The sequence below is a fragment of the Hominisplanchenecus murintestinalis genome (assembly GCF_943193015.1).
GTDB lineage: Bacteria > Bacillota > Clostridia > Lachnospirales > Lachnospiraceae > Hominisplanchenecus_A > Hominisplanchenecus_A murintestinalis.
Genome location: NZ_CALPCM010000016.1, coordinates 1 through 15687 on the forward strand (window position 1 = coordinate 1; position 15687 = coordinate 15687).

Below are 15687 nucleotides of genomic sequence, written 5' to 3' on the forward strand. Positions count from 1 at the left end.
GAATTACCCTTCTGTCTAACAAAAAAAGAATAAGCCTGTAAGCTGTTTTTCTTGCTTACAAACTTATTATACGAGGAGCGATTGACGCATGGCAAAGACCAAAGCCGAAAAAATCACAAGCATTGAGGAAGAAATCCGACAGCTTGAAAACAGGCGCAGACAGCTTGTGCAGGAGCAAAAGGCACAGGAGCGCAAGGACAGGACGAAACGCCTATGCCGCCGCATACTGGACGAACTGACCGCCCAGAACGCCCCCACAGCCCCCGCACAGGGCGCGGAAACGGCGGCACAGGGTAACACACCACACACCGCTAAAACCGCCCATACAGCCCGCGAGGGCGGCGCAGGCGGGGACGCGGACGGGGGCGCGGCGCAAGGGTAACGGGCTATCCCTATACCCTTGCTAAAAAAGCAAGGGCGCACTTATATACCACATAAATGTGGTATGTGCGGTCTTGCAGACGGCGTTTTGTGCCTGCCGGCACAAAAGGAAACGGCGGGAGTTACCCGCAGAAAGGAGCGTGGCGCGTGGCAATCTACCATTGCAGTATCAAAGTCATATCCCGCGGCAAAGGCAAATCCGCTGTTGCCGCCGCCGCTTACCGGGCGGGGGAAAAAATCACAAACCAGTTTGACGGAATGACCCACGACTACACCCATAAGGGCGGTGTCGTCCATACGGAGATTTTACTCCCCGACCACGCCCCCGCCGCTTTTTCAGACAGGGCGGTTTTATGGAACGAGGTTGAGAAAATCGAGAAAGCGAAAAACGCCCAGCTTGCGCGGGAGATTGAAATTGCCTTACCCCGCGAACTGACGAGGGAGCAAGGCATTTCCCTTGTCCGCGAGTATGTGAAACGGCATTTTGTGGCGGCGGGAATGTGCGCCGATGTATGCCTACATGATACGGGCGGCGGCAACCCCCACGCCCATATCATGCTGACAATGCGCCCTTTTAACGAGGGCGGCGAGTGGGGAGCGAAGCAGAAAAAGGAGTACATTCTTGACAGGGACGGGAATAAAATCTATGACCCGAAAAAGCGGCAGTACAAATGCAAATCCATTCCCGCTACCGACTGGAACGAGCAGACCAAAGCCGAGGAATGGCGGGCGGCATGGGCGGGGCTTTGCAATCAGGTATTGGAGCAGTACGGACACGCGGAGCGTATCGACCACCGCAGTTATGAGCGGCAAGGGATAGACCAGATACCCACCGTCCATTTAGGCGTTGCCGCTTCCGCTATGGAGAAGCGCGGTATCCGCACCGAGCGCGGCGACCTTAACCGCGAAATCGAAGTGACGAACCAGAAGTTGCGGCAGTTAAAGGCGCGTATCTCCAAACTGCAAAACTGGTTGAAAGAAGAAGCCGAGAACACCGAGCCGCCCACCCTTGCTGACTACATTCAAGGCATTTTGTCACGCAAGGCACAGGCGGGGAAAGCGGGATATTCGCAATCGCTGTATAATCTCAAAGACGCGGCGAAAATGCTGAACTTCCTGCAAACCAACAGCATTATGGATATGGCGGGGCTTGATGAAAAATTCAAGTCCATGATAGGGGAACAACTGGATATTCAAGGGAAGCTGAAACCTGTTGAGCGACGGCTTGCCACTCTGAAAATGCATTTAGAGCAAGCCGACATTTATTTCAAGTGTAAGGGAAAGAAGCCGCTGATCGAAGCCGAGCAAATCCTATTCACAACGGCGAAAGATTATCTCAAAGGTGTGATGAACGGCAAGACCACAATCCCGACAAAGGCATGGAAAGAAGAATACACCAAGCTGACCGCCGAGAGGAAAACGCTTAATCAGCGGTATCTTGCATTGAAAGAGGAAGTGAAAGAAGCGGAGAAAATCAGAAAGAGTGTTTACAGTATCTTGCGGCAGGAACAGCGGGAACAGCAACCCCGCAGAAAGCAGGATATGGAGCGATAACAAACAGGGCGGCGGGATAGTCAACACCTGCCCGCCGCTCTGTTTTGAGTTTTGAATTAGCCCGATAAATGAGAAATTTATTCGCCAACTTTTGAAACCACTTTTTGTTCCGTTATTTCCATGTGTTGCTGACGGTATGTGTCATTGTCTTTCGCTTTGAGTTCGGCATTTACTTGTGCAAGCTGTGCCTCTAATTTCTCTTTTTCCTTTGGTTCCTTTGCCGCCGCAATTTTCTGTTCAAGCTGTGTTTGTGTTTGCTTTAACTTCTCAATCTCCTTATCTACTTTATCTGTGTTTACAGTAGTCTTTACAATATTAGGTTTTTCGCTCTCGTCCTGGGGCTTGGCTTTAGGTTGTCCCTGTGCAGTTTCACAACTCTCATCTACTTGAATAATTCTCCGACCATTTTCATCGTGAGTAACTTGATACACTCCCGCCGATTGTTGCGGCGGTTGTGCTTCATAGGTATCAACTCTTTTTTTTATGTCATTAGAAGAAGTATTGCGGCTTTCTTGCCCTTTTTGCTGTTCTAACTGGGCGATATGCTTTTCTATATTTGTAATGCGCTTGTTTTTTAACTGCTCTATTTTCCTATCCAAAGAAGAAGTATCATTGATTTCCTTTGCTTTGGGTGTGGTTGCCGGGCTGACTGCGCCAGCTATATTTGTTATACTCATTGCCCATTCCTCCCCCTATAAAAATTTTTCCAACTATATTTGAATTATAGCACACCTCTCTGACAAAAACAACCCCTGCTCTATATCCGTTCCGACTATCCAGACCGTCAAGGGACGAGTAGTATTTTTTCGCAAAGTGCGCGAAAAAATCTCCACTCTTAAACCCTTGACCGTCTGGATTTTTGCCGTTGCCATTTCGCCGCCGAAAACGGGGAACAGGATTTGACAACCCTGCCCCCGCTTTCGTCCGCTTCATTCTAACGGCAAAACCGTCTGCACTACTTCGGCGGCTGTCGGTAGGTTTTACGGTGGCTCTGCCCCCGCGCCCCCGACATCTCCCAAAGAACAGAATGGAATGTTACGCAATAGGGCTTGAAAAGGCTTGATTTTTAAGGCGTTTCAGGCACGAAAAACCACCAAGCAAGGGTTTTATACTACCCACACGCGAAAACGGCTTCTAACCGTCCACAGGTGCATTTTGCGCCCCTATTCCTGCCCCGTTTCCCGCCGCACTAATAAGGGCTTGCGTCAATAACTCAAAAAAGCACTTGACAAAACACTTCATGGAAGACGACGGAGGATGCAACGGTATTTGCAGAGGAGCGGCAGGAGCGGGTATGTTCTGTATGCGGTAGTTCTGAAAAGCGCAGCTATGACAAACGGCTGTCTCCGTATATAAAGCTGATGGCAAAAAGCCTGAAGATGCAGCTAAGACAAGCGACAAAGAAATTCAAAGTGACAGGCATGGCCAAAGGCGATTCGGTTGTCTCCGTAAGCTCAAGCAATCAGAAGATTTTAAAAGTATCGCAGGTGAGTCCTGACGGCGCTTTTAAACTGAAAGCCCAGAAGAAAAAAGGCAGGGTGAAGCTGACAATCACATTGGCGAGCGGATTGAAAAAGACGGTTAACGTAAAAGTGCAGAAAGAAAAGGTAAAAACAACAAAGGTTACCGTGAAATCTAAGAATGTGTCGCTTACAAGAGGAAAGAAAATATCATTAGAACCTGTTATTGCCCCGGTGACGTCACAGGAGAAGATAACATGTAAAAGTTCAAATAAAAAGATTGCGGCGGTCAATGCGAAAGGCGTTGTCACTGCGAGAAAAGCAGGAACGGCAAAGATTATTGTTTGTTCCGGGAGAAAGAAAGTGACTGTAACGGTGAAAGTAGGGAAATAAGGTAACAGTTCAGCCCAGGACTTTGCACTTGCTGCAAAGTCCGTGAAATATCGTCATGGCGGTCGCTTCATTGTAACTTTTTGCAAAGCCGTTGACGTTTTGAGGATTTATAGATATAATGCAGTTAGTGGACAAAAACCGTTGGAGGTTTTTAGCGGGATTAGTGCGTGCACGGATGCTGAATTTGAGCTGTTGAAAAATGACTCACGAAAGCGGGTTTCGGCGTTTTCGTGAGTCATTTTTCATAGAACTTTCAAAGGGATTTAGAATATTTTCTATAAATATATTTTTGATTAGGAGCATAGGCATATGGAAACTGAAACATACCAACTCCTGGAACAAGGGTTTGCAGCTGCATTTATAAATCGTAATATTTCCTCAAACTTGGCTTATAAGCCGCAGTTTGTCTCGAATGATTACAGACAGGGCAAAAAGGTTCTCTCATCCATTGAGGATGAGCTTTTTTCGTGTGATGAATTTGCGATCAGTGTTGCGTTTATTACGAGGGGAGGGATTACACCTCTGCTTCAGACGTTAAAGGAGCTTGAAAAGAGGGGGATTCCCGGAAGGATTTTGACGACAGATTATTTAAATTTCAGTGAGCCGAAGGCGATGGAAACGCTTGCTGGCTTAAAGAATATTACGCTGAAAATGTATGTAACGGAGGAAGCACGGGAAGGATTTCATACCAAAGGATACATTTTTAAGAAGGAAGAATTATATCGTATTATAATTGGCAGTTCGAATATGACGCAGAGTGCGCTTACAACAAACCGGGAGTGGAATACGAAAATCGTGTCGGCCGAACAGGGAGAATACACACAGGATGTGCTGGCGGAGTTTGAGCAGTTATGGGATTCCTCGCATGCGTTACCGTATGAAAAGTTTATTGATCAGTATTCGGAAAGCTATGTTCGAAATAAAGTAATCAGGAAGCAAAAGGAAATTGCAAGGAAGCAGGAGGTTGTTCGGTTGGAGGAGTTTACGCTTCAGCCGAATTCTATGCAGGTGGGATTTATTGCGAATTTGCAGAAGCTTCGGGAGTATGGTGAGGAAAAAGCTCTCTTAATTTCGGCGACAGGTACTGGGAAAACATATGCCTCTGCGTTTGCCCTGCGTGAAGAAAATCCAGAAAAGGTTTTGTTTTTAGTACATAGAGAGCAGATTGCAAAACAGGCAATCCGTAGCTATAAAAAGGTCTTTGGGAATACGAAGAGTTTCGGGCTTTTATCCGGAAATTCTAAGGAGTACGACGCCGAGTATTTATTTTCTACCATGAATATGATGGCAAGACCGGAAGTGCATGAACGATTTTCGCCGGACGAATTTCAGGTGATTGTTATAGATGAGGCTCACAGAACAGGAGCAGGCAGCTATCAGGAGATTATGAAATATTTCAAGCCGAAATTCTGGCTGGGAATGACAGCCTCACCGGAGCGAACGGATGATTTTGATGTATTTGAGGCGTTTGACCATAATATTGCGTATGAAATACGTTTGCAGCAGGCAATGGAAGAAAATCTGCTGTGTCCATTTCATTATTTTGGTATCACAGATTTGAGGATTGATGGGGAAGCGGTGGAGGATAAGGCAGACTTTAACTGTCTTATATCGGATACGCGTGTGGATTATGTAATTGAGCAGGCGGCGTTTTATGGTTTCAGCGGCAGCCGTGTAAAGGGACTGATTTTTTGCAGTTCGAAAAGAGAAGCGGCAGTTCTCAGTGAGAAGTTCAATGACAGGGGATTTCGGGCGCTCGCCTTAACTGGTGAAGATAAACAGGAAAAGAGAGAGGAAGCGGTAGAACGACTGGTATCTGATGGGCGGGAGGATATTCTGGATTATATATTTACAGTGGATATTTTTAATGAGGGTGTTGACATTCCAGAGATTAACCAGGTCATTATGCTTCGGCCAACGGAGTCGCCAATTGTATTCGTCCAACAGTTAGGGAGAGGACTGCGAAAGGCAGAAGATAAGGAATACGTGGTGATATTGGATTTTATAGGGAATTACGAGAATAATTTTATGATACCGATTGCGTTGTCCGGTGAGCGAAACTACAATAAGGATAACATGCGCCGCTATGTGATGGAAGGATGCCGGGTGATTCCGGGGGCGTCTACTATTCATTTTGATGAGATTGCTAAAAACAAAATTTTTCGTTCTATCGACCAGATGAAGGGAATCAAGTCGATAATAAAAAAGAGTTACCGTGATTTAAAATATCGGCTGGGACGGGTTCCAACGCTGATGGACTTTTATAAAAATGGAGAAGTGGACCCTCTGCTTATTTTGGAGCATTATAAAACATATTATTATTTTTTGCAGAGTGTTGACCGGGAGCAGTGTACGGAGTCCTTAACAGAAAAAGAAGTCCTGACGCTGGAATATGTTTCGAAAGTTGTTGCGAGAGGGAAACGTCCTCATGAGGCTGAGATTTTGTCGGAGATTATGAAAAGGGGACAAGTTGACAAATTGTTTGTCATTGAGGAAATTGAGAGAAAGTATGGGAGTAGGGTATCTGAACGTGAGATAGATTCTGCTGTTTCGAATCTGGAGGGTTCTTTTGTTAGTAAAAGCGATGAACAAAAGAAATACGCGCAGATTGAAATGGTACAGAGCACACAGTCGGGGATGATCTGGAGAATGAGGAGTTTATATGAAAGGCTGAATCATCCGGCATTTTATTCCTTTATGAAGGATTTAGTAGAGCTTTCTCAGGCAAGAATGCAGGATTTGTATGCAGGGAAATTGCGGGAAGATGTGTTTGTGCTCTATGAAAAATACTCTCGCAGGGATGTATGTCAGTTATTGAATTGCACAAGGGATATGTCCTCTACGATGTATGGAATGAGACGAATTGACGGCGATGCCTGTATTTTTGTGACGTATCATAAGCAGGAGAGTGCTTCGGGGCAGGAATATTTAGAGGGAAAGCCGGATTATGCAGATGAATTTGTGGATAATCACACTTTTATGTGGGATTCTCAAATTGGAAGGGGACCGGACAGCAGTTATATGAAAGAGGTATTGACGGCAGAGCGCAGACGGCTTTTTATAAAGAAGAGTGATTCTGAAGGCGCGGAGTTTTACTATATGGGGCTTTTTGATGTAATAGAAGCGAAAGCAGGGCAGAAAAAAGATAACCGTGGAAAGATGCGGGAGATTACGAAGGTTAAGGCACATATGCACCAGGAAGTCAGGGAAGATTTGCTGAATTATTTAAAGAGCACAGTTGAAACATAAAAATTTGTATATTACGGCGGAGGTTCTATGAAAACAATTAAAGTAACAGCAGCAATCATCATCCATAACAATATGGTATTCGCAACCCAACGCGGTTACGGAGAATTTAAAGACGGTTGGGAATTTCCGGGCGGTAAGGTGGAAGGTGGGGAAACATCCCGGACTGCTCTGGTACGTGAAATTCGTGAGGAGCTGGACACCGAAATTGAAGTTGGAGAACTTTTTGATACAGTGGAGTATGATTATCCGGCGTTTCATTTGTCGATGGACTGTTATATCTGCAAGGTGATTTCGGGAAAGCTGGTGCTGAAAGAGCATGAGGACGCCAGATGGCTGAAATGGGATCAGTTGGACAGTGTGGACTGGCTTCCGGCGGATATCGGGTTGATTCGAAAGCTTGCAGAATATCTACAAAATGGGAGCAAAGGGTAAGTATATGCTGGGGAGAAGTTACAGTCCATTTTGGACGAATTAACAGAGTGTAGAAAACATGATAAAATATGGAAAAGAAGATAGAAGATATTCACAAAAATCGGAGTAAGAGGTAAGCATGTACAAAAAAAAGCAACTGGTAGGAATAGCGAAACGGGAAAATAATACAAAGAGAAAATACCTGGTGGTGAATCGTCTGCAGGGAAAGCATATCCCGGTAAGACCAAAGGAGGCATTTCAGATGTTTTCGGAGCTTGCCGCCCAGGTTCGGGAGGCATATGCTGGGGAACGTCTGCTTCTTGTAGGGTTTGCGGAGACGGCTACGGCGATTGGGGCGGCGCTTGCCACGGAGTTAGATACTTTATATATACAGACTACCCGGGAGGATGTTTCAGGTGCGGAGTATCTGTATTTTTCGGAATCCCATAGCCATGCTACAGAGCAGAAGCTGGTTAGGAATGAGCTTGACGGAAGGATAGAAGCGATAGACAGGATTGTATTTGTGGAGGATGAAGTAACTACCGGGAATACGATTTTGAAGATTGTAAATCTTCTGGCGGCGGAGTATCCGGGGAAGACAGCATTTGCGGTGGCGTCGCTGTTGAATGGGATGCAGGAGGAAGCCCTGGAAATTTATAGGGAGCGGGAGATTCCGGTACACTATCTGGTAAAGACAGACCACAGGGGTTATACACAAATTGCTGAAAATTATCGTGGAGATGGACAATACTTTGCGAAGGATGAGCAAAAGACTGTCGTGACGGAGCTTCGGGTAAATGGGAAAATAGATGCCCGCAGGTGCGTTCAGGCACGGGAATACCGAAAAGCCTGCGGGGAATTGTGGACAACAATTGAAAAAACAGACTTCTTTGTGGATAAGAAGCGGGTTTTGGTACTGGGAACAGAAGAGTTTATGTATCCGGCGCTGTATGTGGCGGAGAGAATGGAAGAACAGGGGATTTTTGTGAGATGCCATTCCACTACCCGCAGCCCGATCGCGGTCAGCAGTGAGGAGGAGTACCCTCTTCACGGGCGGTATGAATTGGAGAGTCTGTATGAGACAGGGCGGAGGACGTTTATTTATGAGCTGGACAAGTATGACGCTGTGTTGATTCTTACGGATGCGCGAGATGGAGGAAGGGGCGTAGATACGCTCGTGAATGCTTTGAAATCCTGCGGGAATCAGGACGTTTTTCTGGTAAGATGGTGCTGAAAAGAGTCAAAGACCCCGCCGCAAGCAGCGGGGCATCAAACTTTTTAGAAAAAAGGAAAATATGATTCAAAAAGGAAGACAGGAAAATGATACAGAAAGGGAGAAGGGGATGCAGAGTTCTTACCGTGCAGAAGATGTAACGCTGCTGCTGAAAGATATTACGGGGCTGGTGAAGCCCAGCCCTACGGAGGAGAGGGAAAAGCTGATACAGGCGGGGAAGCATTACTGTGAGATGCTTCCTATTGAATATGTTCCGACGGAGAAATATATGGAAGTTTATCAAGAGGCGCTTGCGAGGTTTGCAGAGCCTACGGCGGCAGCGGTGGGAAACCTGTCGGATAAAATTATGGAAAGGCGGGGGAAACGTGTAGTTCTCGTTTCCTTAGCCAGGGCGGGAATCCCGATTGGGATTCTGGTGAAGCATTTTATCAGGAAAAAGTATGGGATAGAAGTCCCGCATTATGCGATTTCGATTATCCGGGGCAGAGGAATTGACGGCAATGCGATGCGGTATCTTTTGGAGAGATACGAACCCGCGCAGCTTTTATTTGTGGACGGATGGATTGGAAAAGGGGCGATTCTCGGGGAACTGCAGAAAGCGCTGGCGGAATATAAGGGCGTATCTGCGGAGCTGGCAGCGGCGGCTGACCCGGCAGGCATTACAGAGCTGTGCGGAACTCATGAGGATATCCTGATTCCCAGCTCGTGCCTGAACTGTACAGTGTCCGGTTTGATTAGCCGGACATTTCTTCGGGAGGATATTATAGGGAAAGATGATTTTCATGGGGCGGTATATTACGGTGAGCTTCGGAATGCAGATTTATCATATGAATTTATTGACGCCATTGAAGCACATTTTACATATGGAACATATTCAGAGCGGCAGGAAAAGCAGATAGAAGAAGGGAGCGGCGCCGAAGAAGTCAGGGAGTTGGCGAATATTTTCGGGATAAATGACGTGAACCTCATAAAGCCCGGAATCGGCGAGACGACCAGGGTGCTTCTGCGCCGGGTTCCATGGAAGATTCTGATGGATGAACAGTACAGGGAGGATGCGCAGTTGGCGCACATCAGAAGGCTTGCTGCTGAGAAGCAGGTGCCGATAGAGTATTATCCTCTAAAGCACTATAAATGCTGCGGGCTGATTAAGAAAATGGCAGATACATAAGGGAGAAGACAGATGAAAAATGCAGTAAAGTATTATAGCGTGGGCGCGCTTTTGTATTGCCCTGCAAACCGTGCAGGTATCGCGGAATCTATCATTAATCAGAAATTTGGAGATAAATTTTCTCTGGCGCTGTGTCTGGAGGACACGATAGGGGATGACTGCGTAGAAGAGGCAGAGGAGATGATGCGGGGAAGCCTGGAAAAGATTTATCGCTCATCCCAAAAGAAAGTATTTTACCTGCCCCGGATTTTTATCAGGGTGAGGGAGGCAGAACAGATTGTCCGCCTGATGAAAATGCTTGGGAAGGTGTCGGAGATTATCAATGGATTTATTCTCCCTAAGTTTTCCCTGGACAATGCAGACGCATATATACAGGCGATGCGCCGTGTGAATGAAAATGTGAAAAGTCCGGTTTATATGATGCCGATTTTTGAAAGTCCGTCATTGATTAATCTGAGGGACAGGTACGATATTTTGTATAAATTAAAAGAAAAACTTGATCAGGCGGAGGAGCTGGTGCTCAATATCCGGGTGGGAGGAAACGATTTGTGCAATGTATTTGGATTTCGGCGGCACAGCAATGAGTCTATCCATAAAATCCATCCGATCGCGGGCATTCTTTCCGATATCATTACCGTGTATGGAAGGGATTATGTAGTGTCAGGCCCTGTATGGGAATATTACGACGGCCCGGGCTGGGAAAGCGGGCTTCGGCAGGAGCTGGAGGACGACAGGCTGTGTGGATTTGTGGGAAAGACGGTCATACATCCGAAACAGATAGAGCTTGTAAACGAGGCTTATCAGGTATCACGGGAAGATTTTGACGACGCCAGGCAAATCCTGGGGTGGGATGCGGACTCCCGATTTCTGGTGGCGGGAAGCTCCGCCAGTGAAAGGATGAATGAATATAAGGTTCATACGAATTGGGCGGCGCGGACGATGATGATGGCGGAGGCTTTTGGGGAAAAAGGTGGTTTATAGATATGGAATATGCCGTGGAAGAACGATTCCAGATACCATACATAAGATTAAAATTTATACTTGTATTGTCAGAGGATTCCATACTGCCCAAGGAGAAAGTATCTGCATTGCGCGGTGGGATGGGGGAAATGTTGCTGAGGCAGAACTGCATTGGGATGAGGGATTGCAAAAACTGTTCGTTTGAAGAAGCATGTATTGTGCGTAGCACGGTATATACACGTATGAAGCGGAAGCCGGCGTTTATGCAGGGAGATGACAGTATTGGGTATCTTTTGGAGTGTGAGAATGCGCGGACAGATTTCAAGGCAGGGGAAGAGAAAATTTTGGAGAACCAGACGGCTCATATGAAAAATTATCGAATTGAGACAGTGGGGGCTTATTTGGAAAAAGAATTAGAGCACTGAAACGGCAGGGGTGTAAAAGTATGCTGATTTTTCATACGCCGCTCTGTTTGAAGTTCCAAGGAGAATATTTGAGGGAGTTCCGCTCAGAAGCCATATTTCAGGCGGCATTCCGCAGGGTTATGATGTTGGATTACTTTGTAGAGAAATATATAGAAAAACCGGAATTCTGATAAGACACTTTTTATAGCATTTATTAACTGTTATATCCTTATCTCCAAAAAGTACGCAAACCCTTGAAAATGCTAAATTTATAGCAAGTGAATTTGCCCTTAGACTTTCCCTTGTGTTATATCCTTTTTCCTCATGTCACGAACCCTCATAAGGGCAAAAATAAGGGAAAGAAAAACCTGTAATAAATGTATAACATGAAATGAACAGGACAGGAAGAACTGATTGGAATGCTTTCACAAATTTCTCCAAAACACAGATTTCTTCAAAAAGGAATGTTATAATATTTTTGCTGCACTTACAAAAGGAATGTGGTATGTTCGTCAGTATGGCTCAACAAATGAGGAGGCAACAAAAATGGCTTTTATAAAAAAATTTATAGATGGCTTTAAAACGAAAAACCAAGAACAAAATTATAATATACTGCACGAGAATCTATCCATCTTAGAAGTTGAAAAAAAGCTTAAAAGATCTAACGAACTGGCCAATATAGCAAACAAGACTACTGATAGAGATGAGTTTTATCGGTCAATAAATAAGTTTATTGATAACAGAGTAAAAAATATTGATTCTTTTAATAAAAAGACAGCAGAGAACACACTTCCGAGAATAATATGTATTGTCAATGAAGCAAACGAATTTTTAAAATACATATCTACACCATTAGAAAGACTTTTTATGAATTCCAATATGGTGGGAATATATTTTATCCTGTTTTCAAGATTTTCATTAAAAAGTCTATCGTTGGGGATAATAGGGGAATTATTAGAAGTTTCTACTGCTGATAAATTGAAAATACTTCTATCAAAAAATGAATCTGCCAACTATAAACAGAGTATGACAAGAAATTTTGATGATATGGGCGGACATCAATTTGAACATTTTTGCGCTGATATCCTTAGAAAAAATGGTTTTGAAAATGTGGAAGTAACTCAAGGGAGCGGTGATCATGGAATAGATATACTTGCGGAAAAAGATGATATTACATATGCTATCCAATGTAAAAGATATGATAAGCCAATTGGAAATGATGCAGTTCAGCAAGCGATTGCTGGAAAAGGCTTTTATCACAGGGATATTGCAGTGGTCATGACAAACCGCAATTTTACTCCACAAGCTATAGAAGAAGCAAAGGCTTTGGGCGTAAAACTTTGGGACAGAGATAGACTAAATAAGATGATTGGGCGAGGCAAAATTGCTCCTGTTCAAGATAAGGATGGGGATTAAAAATAGTAAATAACTTTTACATATTTAAGAATAAAGTTGCGATTGTGCCTTTGTGAATGATAAAAGTCAAGATAACATATCTTTCTTTGTACAGAGGACTGGTCAAAATATAAACCAGTTCTCTCTTTGTTTGTAAAAAGAAGAATGTTATAATTTCATTAATCCAAATACATTAAAAAGGAATACTTATGAAAACCGATATTCAAGAGCACTACGATTCCATACAGTTCAAAAAAGCCTTGCAGGAGTTACATATTACTAATGTTTCAGAACTTAAAGAGTAAGGGTATATCGCTCCTGATATAAACGGTTACGATGCTTATCAGAACCAGCCCCTGGAATTCACGGCCAGAGCTTTTGCAAGAGATGAGGTGGAACGGATTTATTCCTACATAGAGTAATAGTGAGTTATTTTTAATCACCAGAAAGGTCAAGTATTGGTGCTCATCTGAACAATGCCGGACATACTTTTGCAAAAGTACCTGTGATAGCATAATTGGCAATGCTGCGGGCGAGTACCGGGAATAGTGGGGGTCAACTCCCCACCGCAGGGCGCGTGTCGTTGTTATCCTTTCTTGCCAGCACACATCAAACTGAACTGTCAGCAATAACCAAAAGCGATTCCGTACTATTATTGGTTCGATTCCGCACTTCTGCCGTTATAACTCAATTGGTAGAGTACCCGATTCGTAATCTGGAATGTTTCGGTTCAAATCCGTCTGACGGCTTTCCGGATACGCTATTTGCTGGCGCAGATGAAGGAGAAAGACACTTCGGTATTCGTTGACGAGAAGCAGGAGTAGCTTGAAGCAGAACGGGCGAAGCCGTTCACAGGACCACTCAACAGCGGAACACAGCCAACGGCAGCGGAATGGTGAAAATCCATGAGCCCTGACGAGCGCATGAAGCTGAAAGCGTCCTACCCTGCGGCCTACGAGAGAATGAGAAAAGAAGAATAACAGATGCCAAGAGCAGGAACATTTGGCGGTCTTGTCTCTGACCCGGAAGTATTTGCGGATTACATGGCAGAACAGCCCACATGGAGTAATGCAATTATCGCGCCCGGCATTTTGCAGGACGACGATACAATCATGGACTTAATTGGAGCGAAAGGAAATGTAGCGACGCTGCCTTTCTGCAAGCCAATTAGTATTGATGACTATGAACCGTTAAACAATAACAGTATGACAGACAACACGTCGGAAGAAGTTGAAGGCGGCAAACAGACCGCTATGCTGATTCAGCGTATGAAGGCATGGAAAGCAAAAGACTTTACAAAGGATGGATGTCATTTTTCTAAAATGTATCTTGCGAGGAAAATCTGCATATGCTATAATGCCAGTAGGCAAAAGGATATGAATAGTCCATGTAGGACGGCAAAAAGCCCCAGTGTTGCAGCACCGGGGCTTTTCTATTCCCTATTTTGGAATGGCAGGGTTTATGGCCATAGGCTAGTTACCGGCTATTCGTCACTGTCTAACCATTTGCATACATAGTAGGCGACTATGCCTGCCATGACAGAGATAATAAAGGATACGAATAATTCCAAGTAAGACACCCCCTTTCTGTCACCAGTTTAGGGGCGGTAACGGAATCATTATATCATGCAGTTTGGCATAATTCTATAGTTTCTTCCCTTTATCACAATATCTGTTATAGTGTAGGTATTACATATAAGGCGGGGTATGATAAGCCTTTCCGCTCGCGAGCTGTCTTATCGCATAAACAATGGACTTCTTTTTCTTTTCTGGAAAAATCATCGTGGTAAAGATAAAAAATAGAATTGACAAGGTTAAATAGAATTAATAACTCAAACTTCGCACATAGATTTTGCCTATGCACCTTTTGCATACCTTGAAGAAAACTTCAATATCCCAGCGCTTGCCATAAATACGGATGATTTCATTTTCATCCAGAGTTGTATCTGTAGAGATAAGGCATAAATATTCTTTCCTCTTATTCCGGTTATAGATTGTAATCAGGGACATATCTTCCCCATTGTATCGGAAGAACATTTTGGGAGTCTTTTTCACCATACCAATGACATCATAACCGATCGTCTTTACAGCATGGAGGGTGCTTGGAGAAGAAAACCAGCTATCAAAAAGGACATACTTTGCCGGAACAGCCGCTTTCTTAGCAGTTCTTAAAAGCTCAAGCATGGCCTGTGTCCCTTTTTGAATGGAAAGCAGCCTCCGTTTGTACCCGGCAGTCCGCTTATCAACCTCCACTGCTTCATTGACCCTGTTCTTTTTGTTTTCAGACGAGAGAAAAATGCTGTTCACGGGAAGAAAAGAGCTTCCATCTGACCATCCAAGTGTAAGCATACGAAATCCAAAACGGTATCAGTGGTTTGCGTGGTCGTAAGCCTTTGCCAGAAGCTCTACTTTTTTAGAACGATTGCGTTCGAACATAGAATCATCAATGATGAATACATTTACACGGTCTTCTGAGTCCAAGGAGACGATCGCATCTCTGATAATCCGGGAAGCCAACAGAGTTGTAAAACGTATCCAGTTAATCTGGAGCATCTTCATGAACCGATACACAGTATCCTTAGCAAATCCGGGAGTATTTCGTCCAGTGTTCAGGCTCATATACATACTCCTGTTAGAAAAAACCAGCAGAAAAAGATACTGAAAAACCTCAATAACGGGAATGCCTTTTTTCTTATAGGCATTAGATGATTTCAATGCCGAGGAGATATGGAATCTTTTAAAAAATTTTTGCTTTCGGCGGAGACGGGATGCTCCTGCAATTTTAAACGAACGAAAAACTGATTGAACTGCGGAAGCAGAAAAGGAATCTGGACAAAGCTCTGGAAAGGTGTGAGAAAGAGCTGTCACGTATTTTTGATGATAATAATACAAACAGTATGGAGATTAAGGAAGGACTGCTTATAAGGAGGAGTAGCAGCGGAAAGACAGAGTGGGTGATTGAATTGTAGAGGAATTGTGGAAGGCGGCGGGAAATTTGGCGATTTTTAAACTTGAATAAATATATAGAAAGAGTTATAATCAGAACGGTTTTGAGATAGGAAAAAATAGCTGGTTATGG

The 15687-nt window shown here is 44.3% G+C and carries 14 protein-coding genes, 1 tRNA gene and 1 pseudogene; 14 read left to right on the plus strand and 2 right to left on the minus strand.

All coding sequences use genetic code 11. From position 1 onward, the window contains the following. Positions 1-88: 88 nt before the first annotated feature. Together NFR99_RS07580 and mobQ are read left to right on the plus strand one after the other, a co-directional pair. Positions 89-382 (plus strand): emp24/gp25L/p24 family protein, encoded by a 294-nt coding sequence (locus tag NFR99_RS07580; RefSeq protein ID WP_135976245.1) that lies wholly within the window; start codon positions 89-91, stop codon positions 380-382. Between the two features lie 146 nt (positions 383-528). Continuing rightward, on the plus strand, positions 529-1935 hold the full coding sequence (gene mobQ / locus NFR99_RS07585; protein WP_251353332.1) for a MobQ family relaxase: 1407 nt from the start codon (positions 529-531) through the stop codon (positions 1933-1935). A gap of 77 nt (positions 1936-2012) precedes the next feature. Here the strand turns inward: mobQ and NFR99_RS07590 are convergent, their stop codons facing one another. Continuing rightward, positions 2013-2612 carry a hypothetical protein gene (locus NFR99_RS07590; RefSeq protein ID WP_135976243.1) on the minus strand — a complete coding sequence of 200 codons (600 nt, stop codon included), beginning with the start codon at positions 2610-2612 and terminating at the stop codon, positions 2013-2015. A 702-nt stretch (positions 2613-3314) separates the two neighbouring features. On the opposite strand from NFR99_RS07590, the gene NFR99_RS07595 reads away from it, so the two are divergent. The 11 genes from NFR99_RS07595 (at position 3315) to NFR99_RS07645 (ending at position 14126) form a co-directional block, all read left to right on the plus strand. Then, positions 3315-3788, plus strand: coding sequence for an Ig-like domain-containing protein (locus NFR99_RS07595; protein WP_251353333.1), 474 nt, complete (start codon positions 3315-3317; stop codon positions 3786-3788). A gap of 309 nt (positions 3789-4097) precedes the next feature. Continuing rightward, positions 4098-7037: a DEAD/DEAH box helicase gene (locus NFR99_RS07600; RefSeq protein WP_251353334.1), complete on the plus strand. Its 2940-nt coding sequence runs from the start codon at positions 4098-4100 to the stop codon at positions 7035-7037. Positions 7038-7064: 27 nt separating this feature from the next. Continuing rightward, positions 7065-7469 carry an 8-oxo-dGTP diphosphatase MutT gene (gene mutT, locus NFR99_RS07605; RefSeq protein ID WP_135976240.1) on the plus strand — a complete coding sequence of 135 codons (405 nt, stop codon included), beginning with the start codon at positions 7065-7067 and terminating at the stop codon, positions 7467-7469. 118 nt (positions 7470-7587) lie between these two features. Beyond that, the gene (locus tag NFR99_RS07610) at positions 7588-8682 is read left to right on the plus strand and encodes a phosphoribosyltransferase domain-containing protein (protein WP_251353335.1); all 1095 of its coding nucleotides are present in this window, start codon (positions 7588-7590) and stop codon (positions 8680-8682) included. 109 nt (positions 8683-8791) lie between these two features. After that, a complete protein-coding gene (locus NFR99_RS07615; protein ID WP_251353359.1) occupies positions 8792-9850 on the plus strand; it encodes a cysteine protease StiP family protein in 1059 nt (352 codons plus the stop codon). Between the two features lie 12 nt (positions 9851-9862). Beyond that, complete coding sequence (locus NFR99_RS07620) at positions 9863-10831, plus strand: HpcH/HpaI aldolase/citrate lyase family protein (RefSeq protein ID WP_251353336.1); 969 nt, start codon at positions 9863-9865, stop codon at positions 10829-10831. Between the two features lie 2 nt (positions 10832-10833). Continuing rightward, entirely contained in the window at positions 10834-11235 is a 402-nt protein-coding gene (locus tag NFR99_RS07625) for a hypothetical protein (protein WP_251353337.1), read from the plus strand. 20 nt (positions 11236-11255) lie between these two features. Beyond that, positions 11256-11405 (plus strand): hypothetical protein, encoded by a 150-nt coding sequence (locus tag NFR99_RS07630; RefSeq protein ID WP_251353338.1) that lies wholly within the window; start codon positions 11256-11258, stop codon positions 11403-11405. A 355-nt stretch (positions 11406-11760) separates the two neighbouring features. After that, positions 11761-12630: a restriction endonuclease gene (locus tag NFR99_RS07635; RefSeq protein WP_251353339.1), complete on the plus strand. Its 870-nt coding sequence runs from the start codon at positions 11761-11763 to the stop codon at positions 12628-12630. A gap of 655 nt (positions 12631-13285) precedes the next feature. After that, positions 13286-13358: transfer RNA gene (locus NFR99_RS07640), tRNA-Thr, on the plus strand. 234 nt (positions 13359-13592) lie between these two features. Then, the gene (locus NFR99_RS07645; protein ID WP_251353340.1) at positions 13593-14126 is read left to right on the plus strand and encodes a hypothetical protein; all 534 of its coding nucleotides are present in this window, start codon (positions 13593-13595) and stop codon (positions 14124-14126) included. Positions 14127-14474: 348 nt separating this feature from the next. Here the strand turns inward: NFR99_RS07645 and NFR99_RS15680 are convergent. Further along, positions 14475-15389, minus strand: a pseudogene (locus NFR99_RS15680) (IS4 family transposase); the annotation flags it as partial. A 20-nt stretch (positions 15390-15409) separates the two neighbouring features. On the opposite strand from NFR99_RS15680, the gene NFR99_RS15555 reads away from it, so the two are divergent. Beyond that, positions 15410-15577: a hypothetical protein gene (locus NFR99_RS15555; RefSeq protein ID WP_416388331.1), complete on the plus strand. Its 168-nt coding sequence runs from the start codon at positions 15410-15412 to the stop codon at positions 15575-15577. Positions 15578-15687: the final 110 nt, after the last annotated feature.

What these genes read in the sequence shown, in the direction of transcription:
- NFR99_RS07610 (WP_251353335.1), top strand. Translation starts at nt 7,588, where the DNA reads ATGTACAAAAAAAAGCAACTGGTAGGAATAGCGAAACGGGAAAATAAT.
- NFR99_RS07635 (WP_251353339.1), top strand. Translation starts at nt 11,761, where the DNA reads ATGGCTTTTATAAAAAAATTTATAGATGGCTTTAAAACGAAAAACCAA.
- NFR99_RS07615 (WP_251353359.1), top strand. Translation starts at nt 8,792, where the DNA reads ATGCAGAGTTCTTACCGTGCAGAAGATGTAACGCTGCTGCTGAAAGAT.
- NFR99_RS07580 (WP_135976245.1), top strand. Translation starts at nt 89, where the DNA reads ATGGCAAAGACCAAAGCCGAAAAAATCACAAGCATTGAGGAAGAAATC.
- NFR99_RS07645 (WP_251353340.1), top strand. Translation starts at nt 13,593, where the DNA reads ATGCCAAGAGCAGGAACATTTGGCGGTCTTGTCTCTGACCCGGAAGTA.
- NFR99_RS07630 (WP_251353338.1), top strand. Translation starts at nt 11,256, where the DNA reads ATGCTGATTTTTCATACGCCGCTCTGTTTGAAGTTCCAAGGAGAATAT.
- NFR99_RS07620 (WP_251353336.1), top strand. Translation starts at nt 9,863, where the DNA reads ATGAAAAATGCAGTAAAGTATTATAGCGTGGGCGCGCTTTTGTATTGC.
- NFR99_RS07600 (WP_251353334.1), top strand. Translation starts at nt 4,098, where the DNA reads ATGGAAACTGAAACATACCAACTCCTGGAACAAGGGTTTGCAGCTGCA.
- NFR99_RS07625 (WP_251353337.1), top strand. Translation starts at nt 10,834, where the DNA reads ATGGAATATGCCGTGGAAGAACGATTCCAGATACCATACATAAGATTA.
- NFR99_RS07595 (WP_251353333.1), top strand. Translation starts at nt 3,315, where the DNA reads ATGCAGCTAAGACAAGCGACAAAGAAATTCAAAGTGACAGGCATGGCC.
- mutT (WP_135976240.1), top strand. Translation starts at nt 7,065, where the DNA reads ATGAAAACAATTAAAGTAACAGCAGCAATCATCATCCATAACAATATG.
- NFR99_RS07590 (WP_135976243.1), bottom strand. Translation starts at nt 2,612, where the DNA reads ATGAGTATAACAAATATAGCTGGCGCAGTCAGCCCGGCAACCACACCC.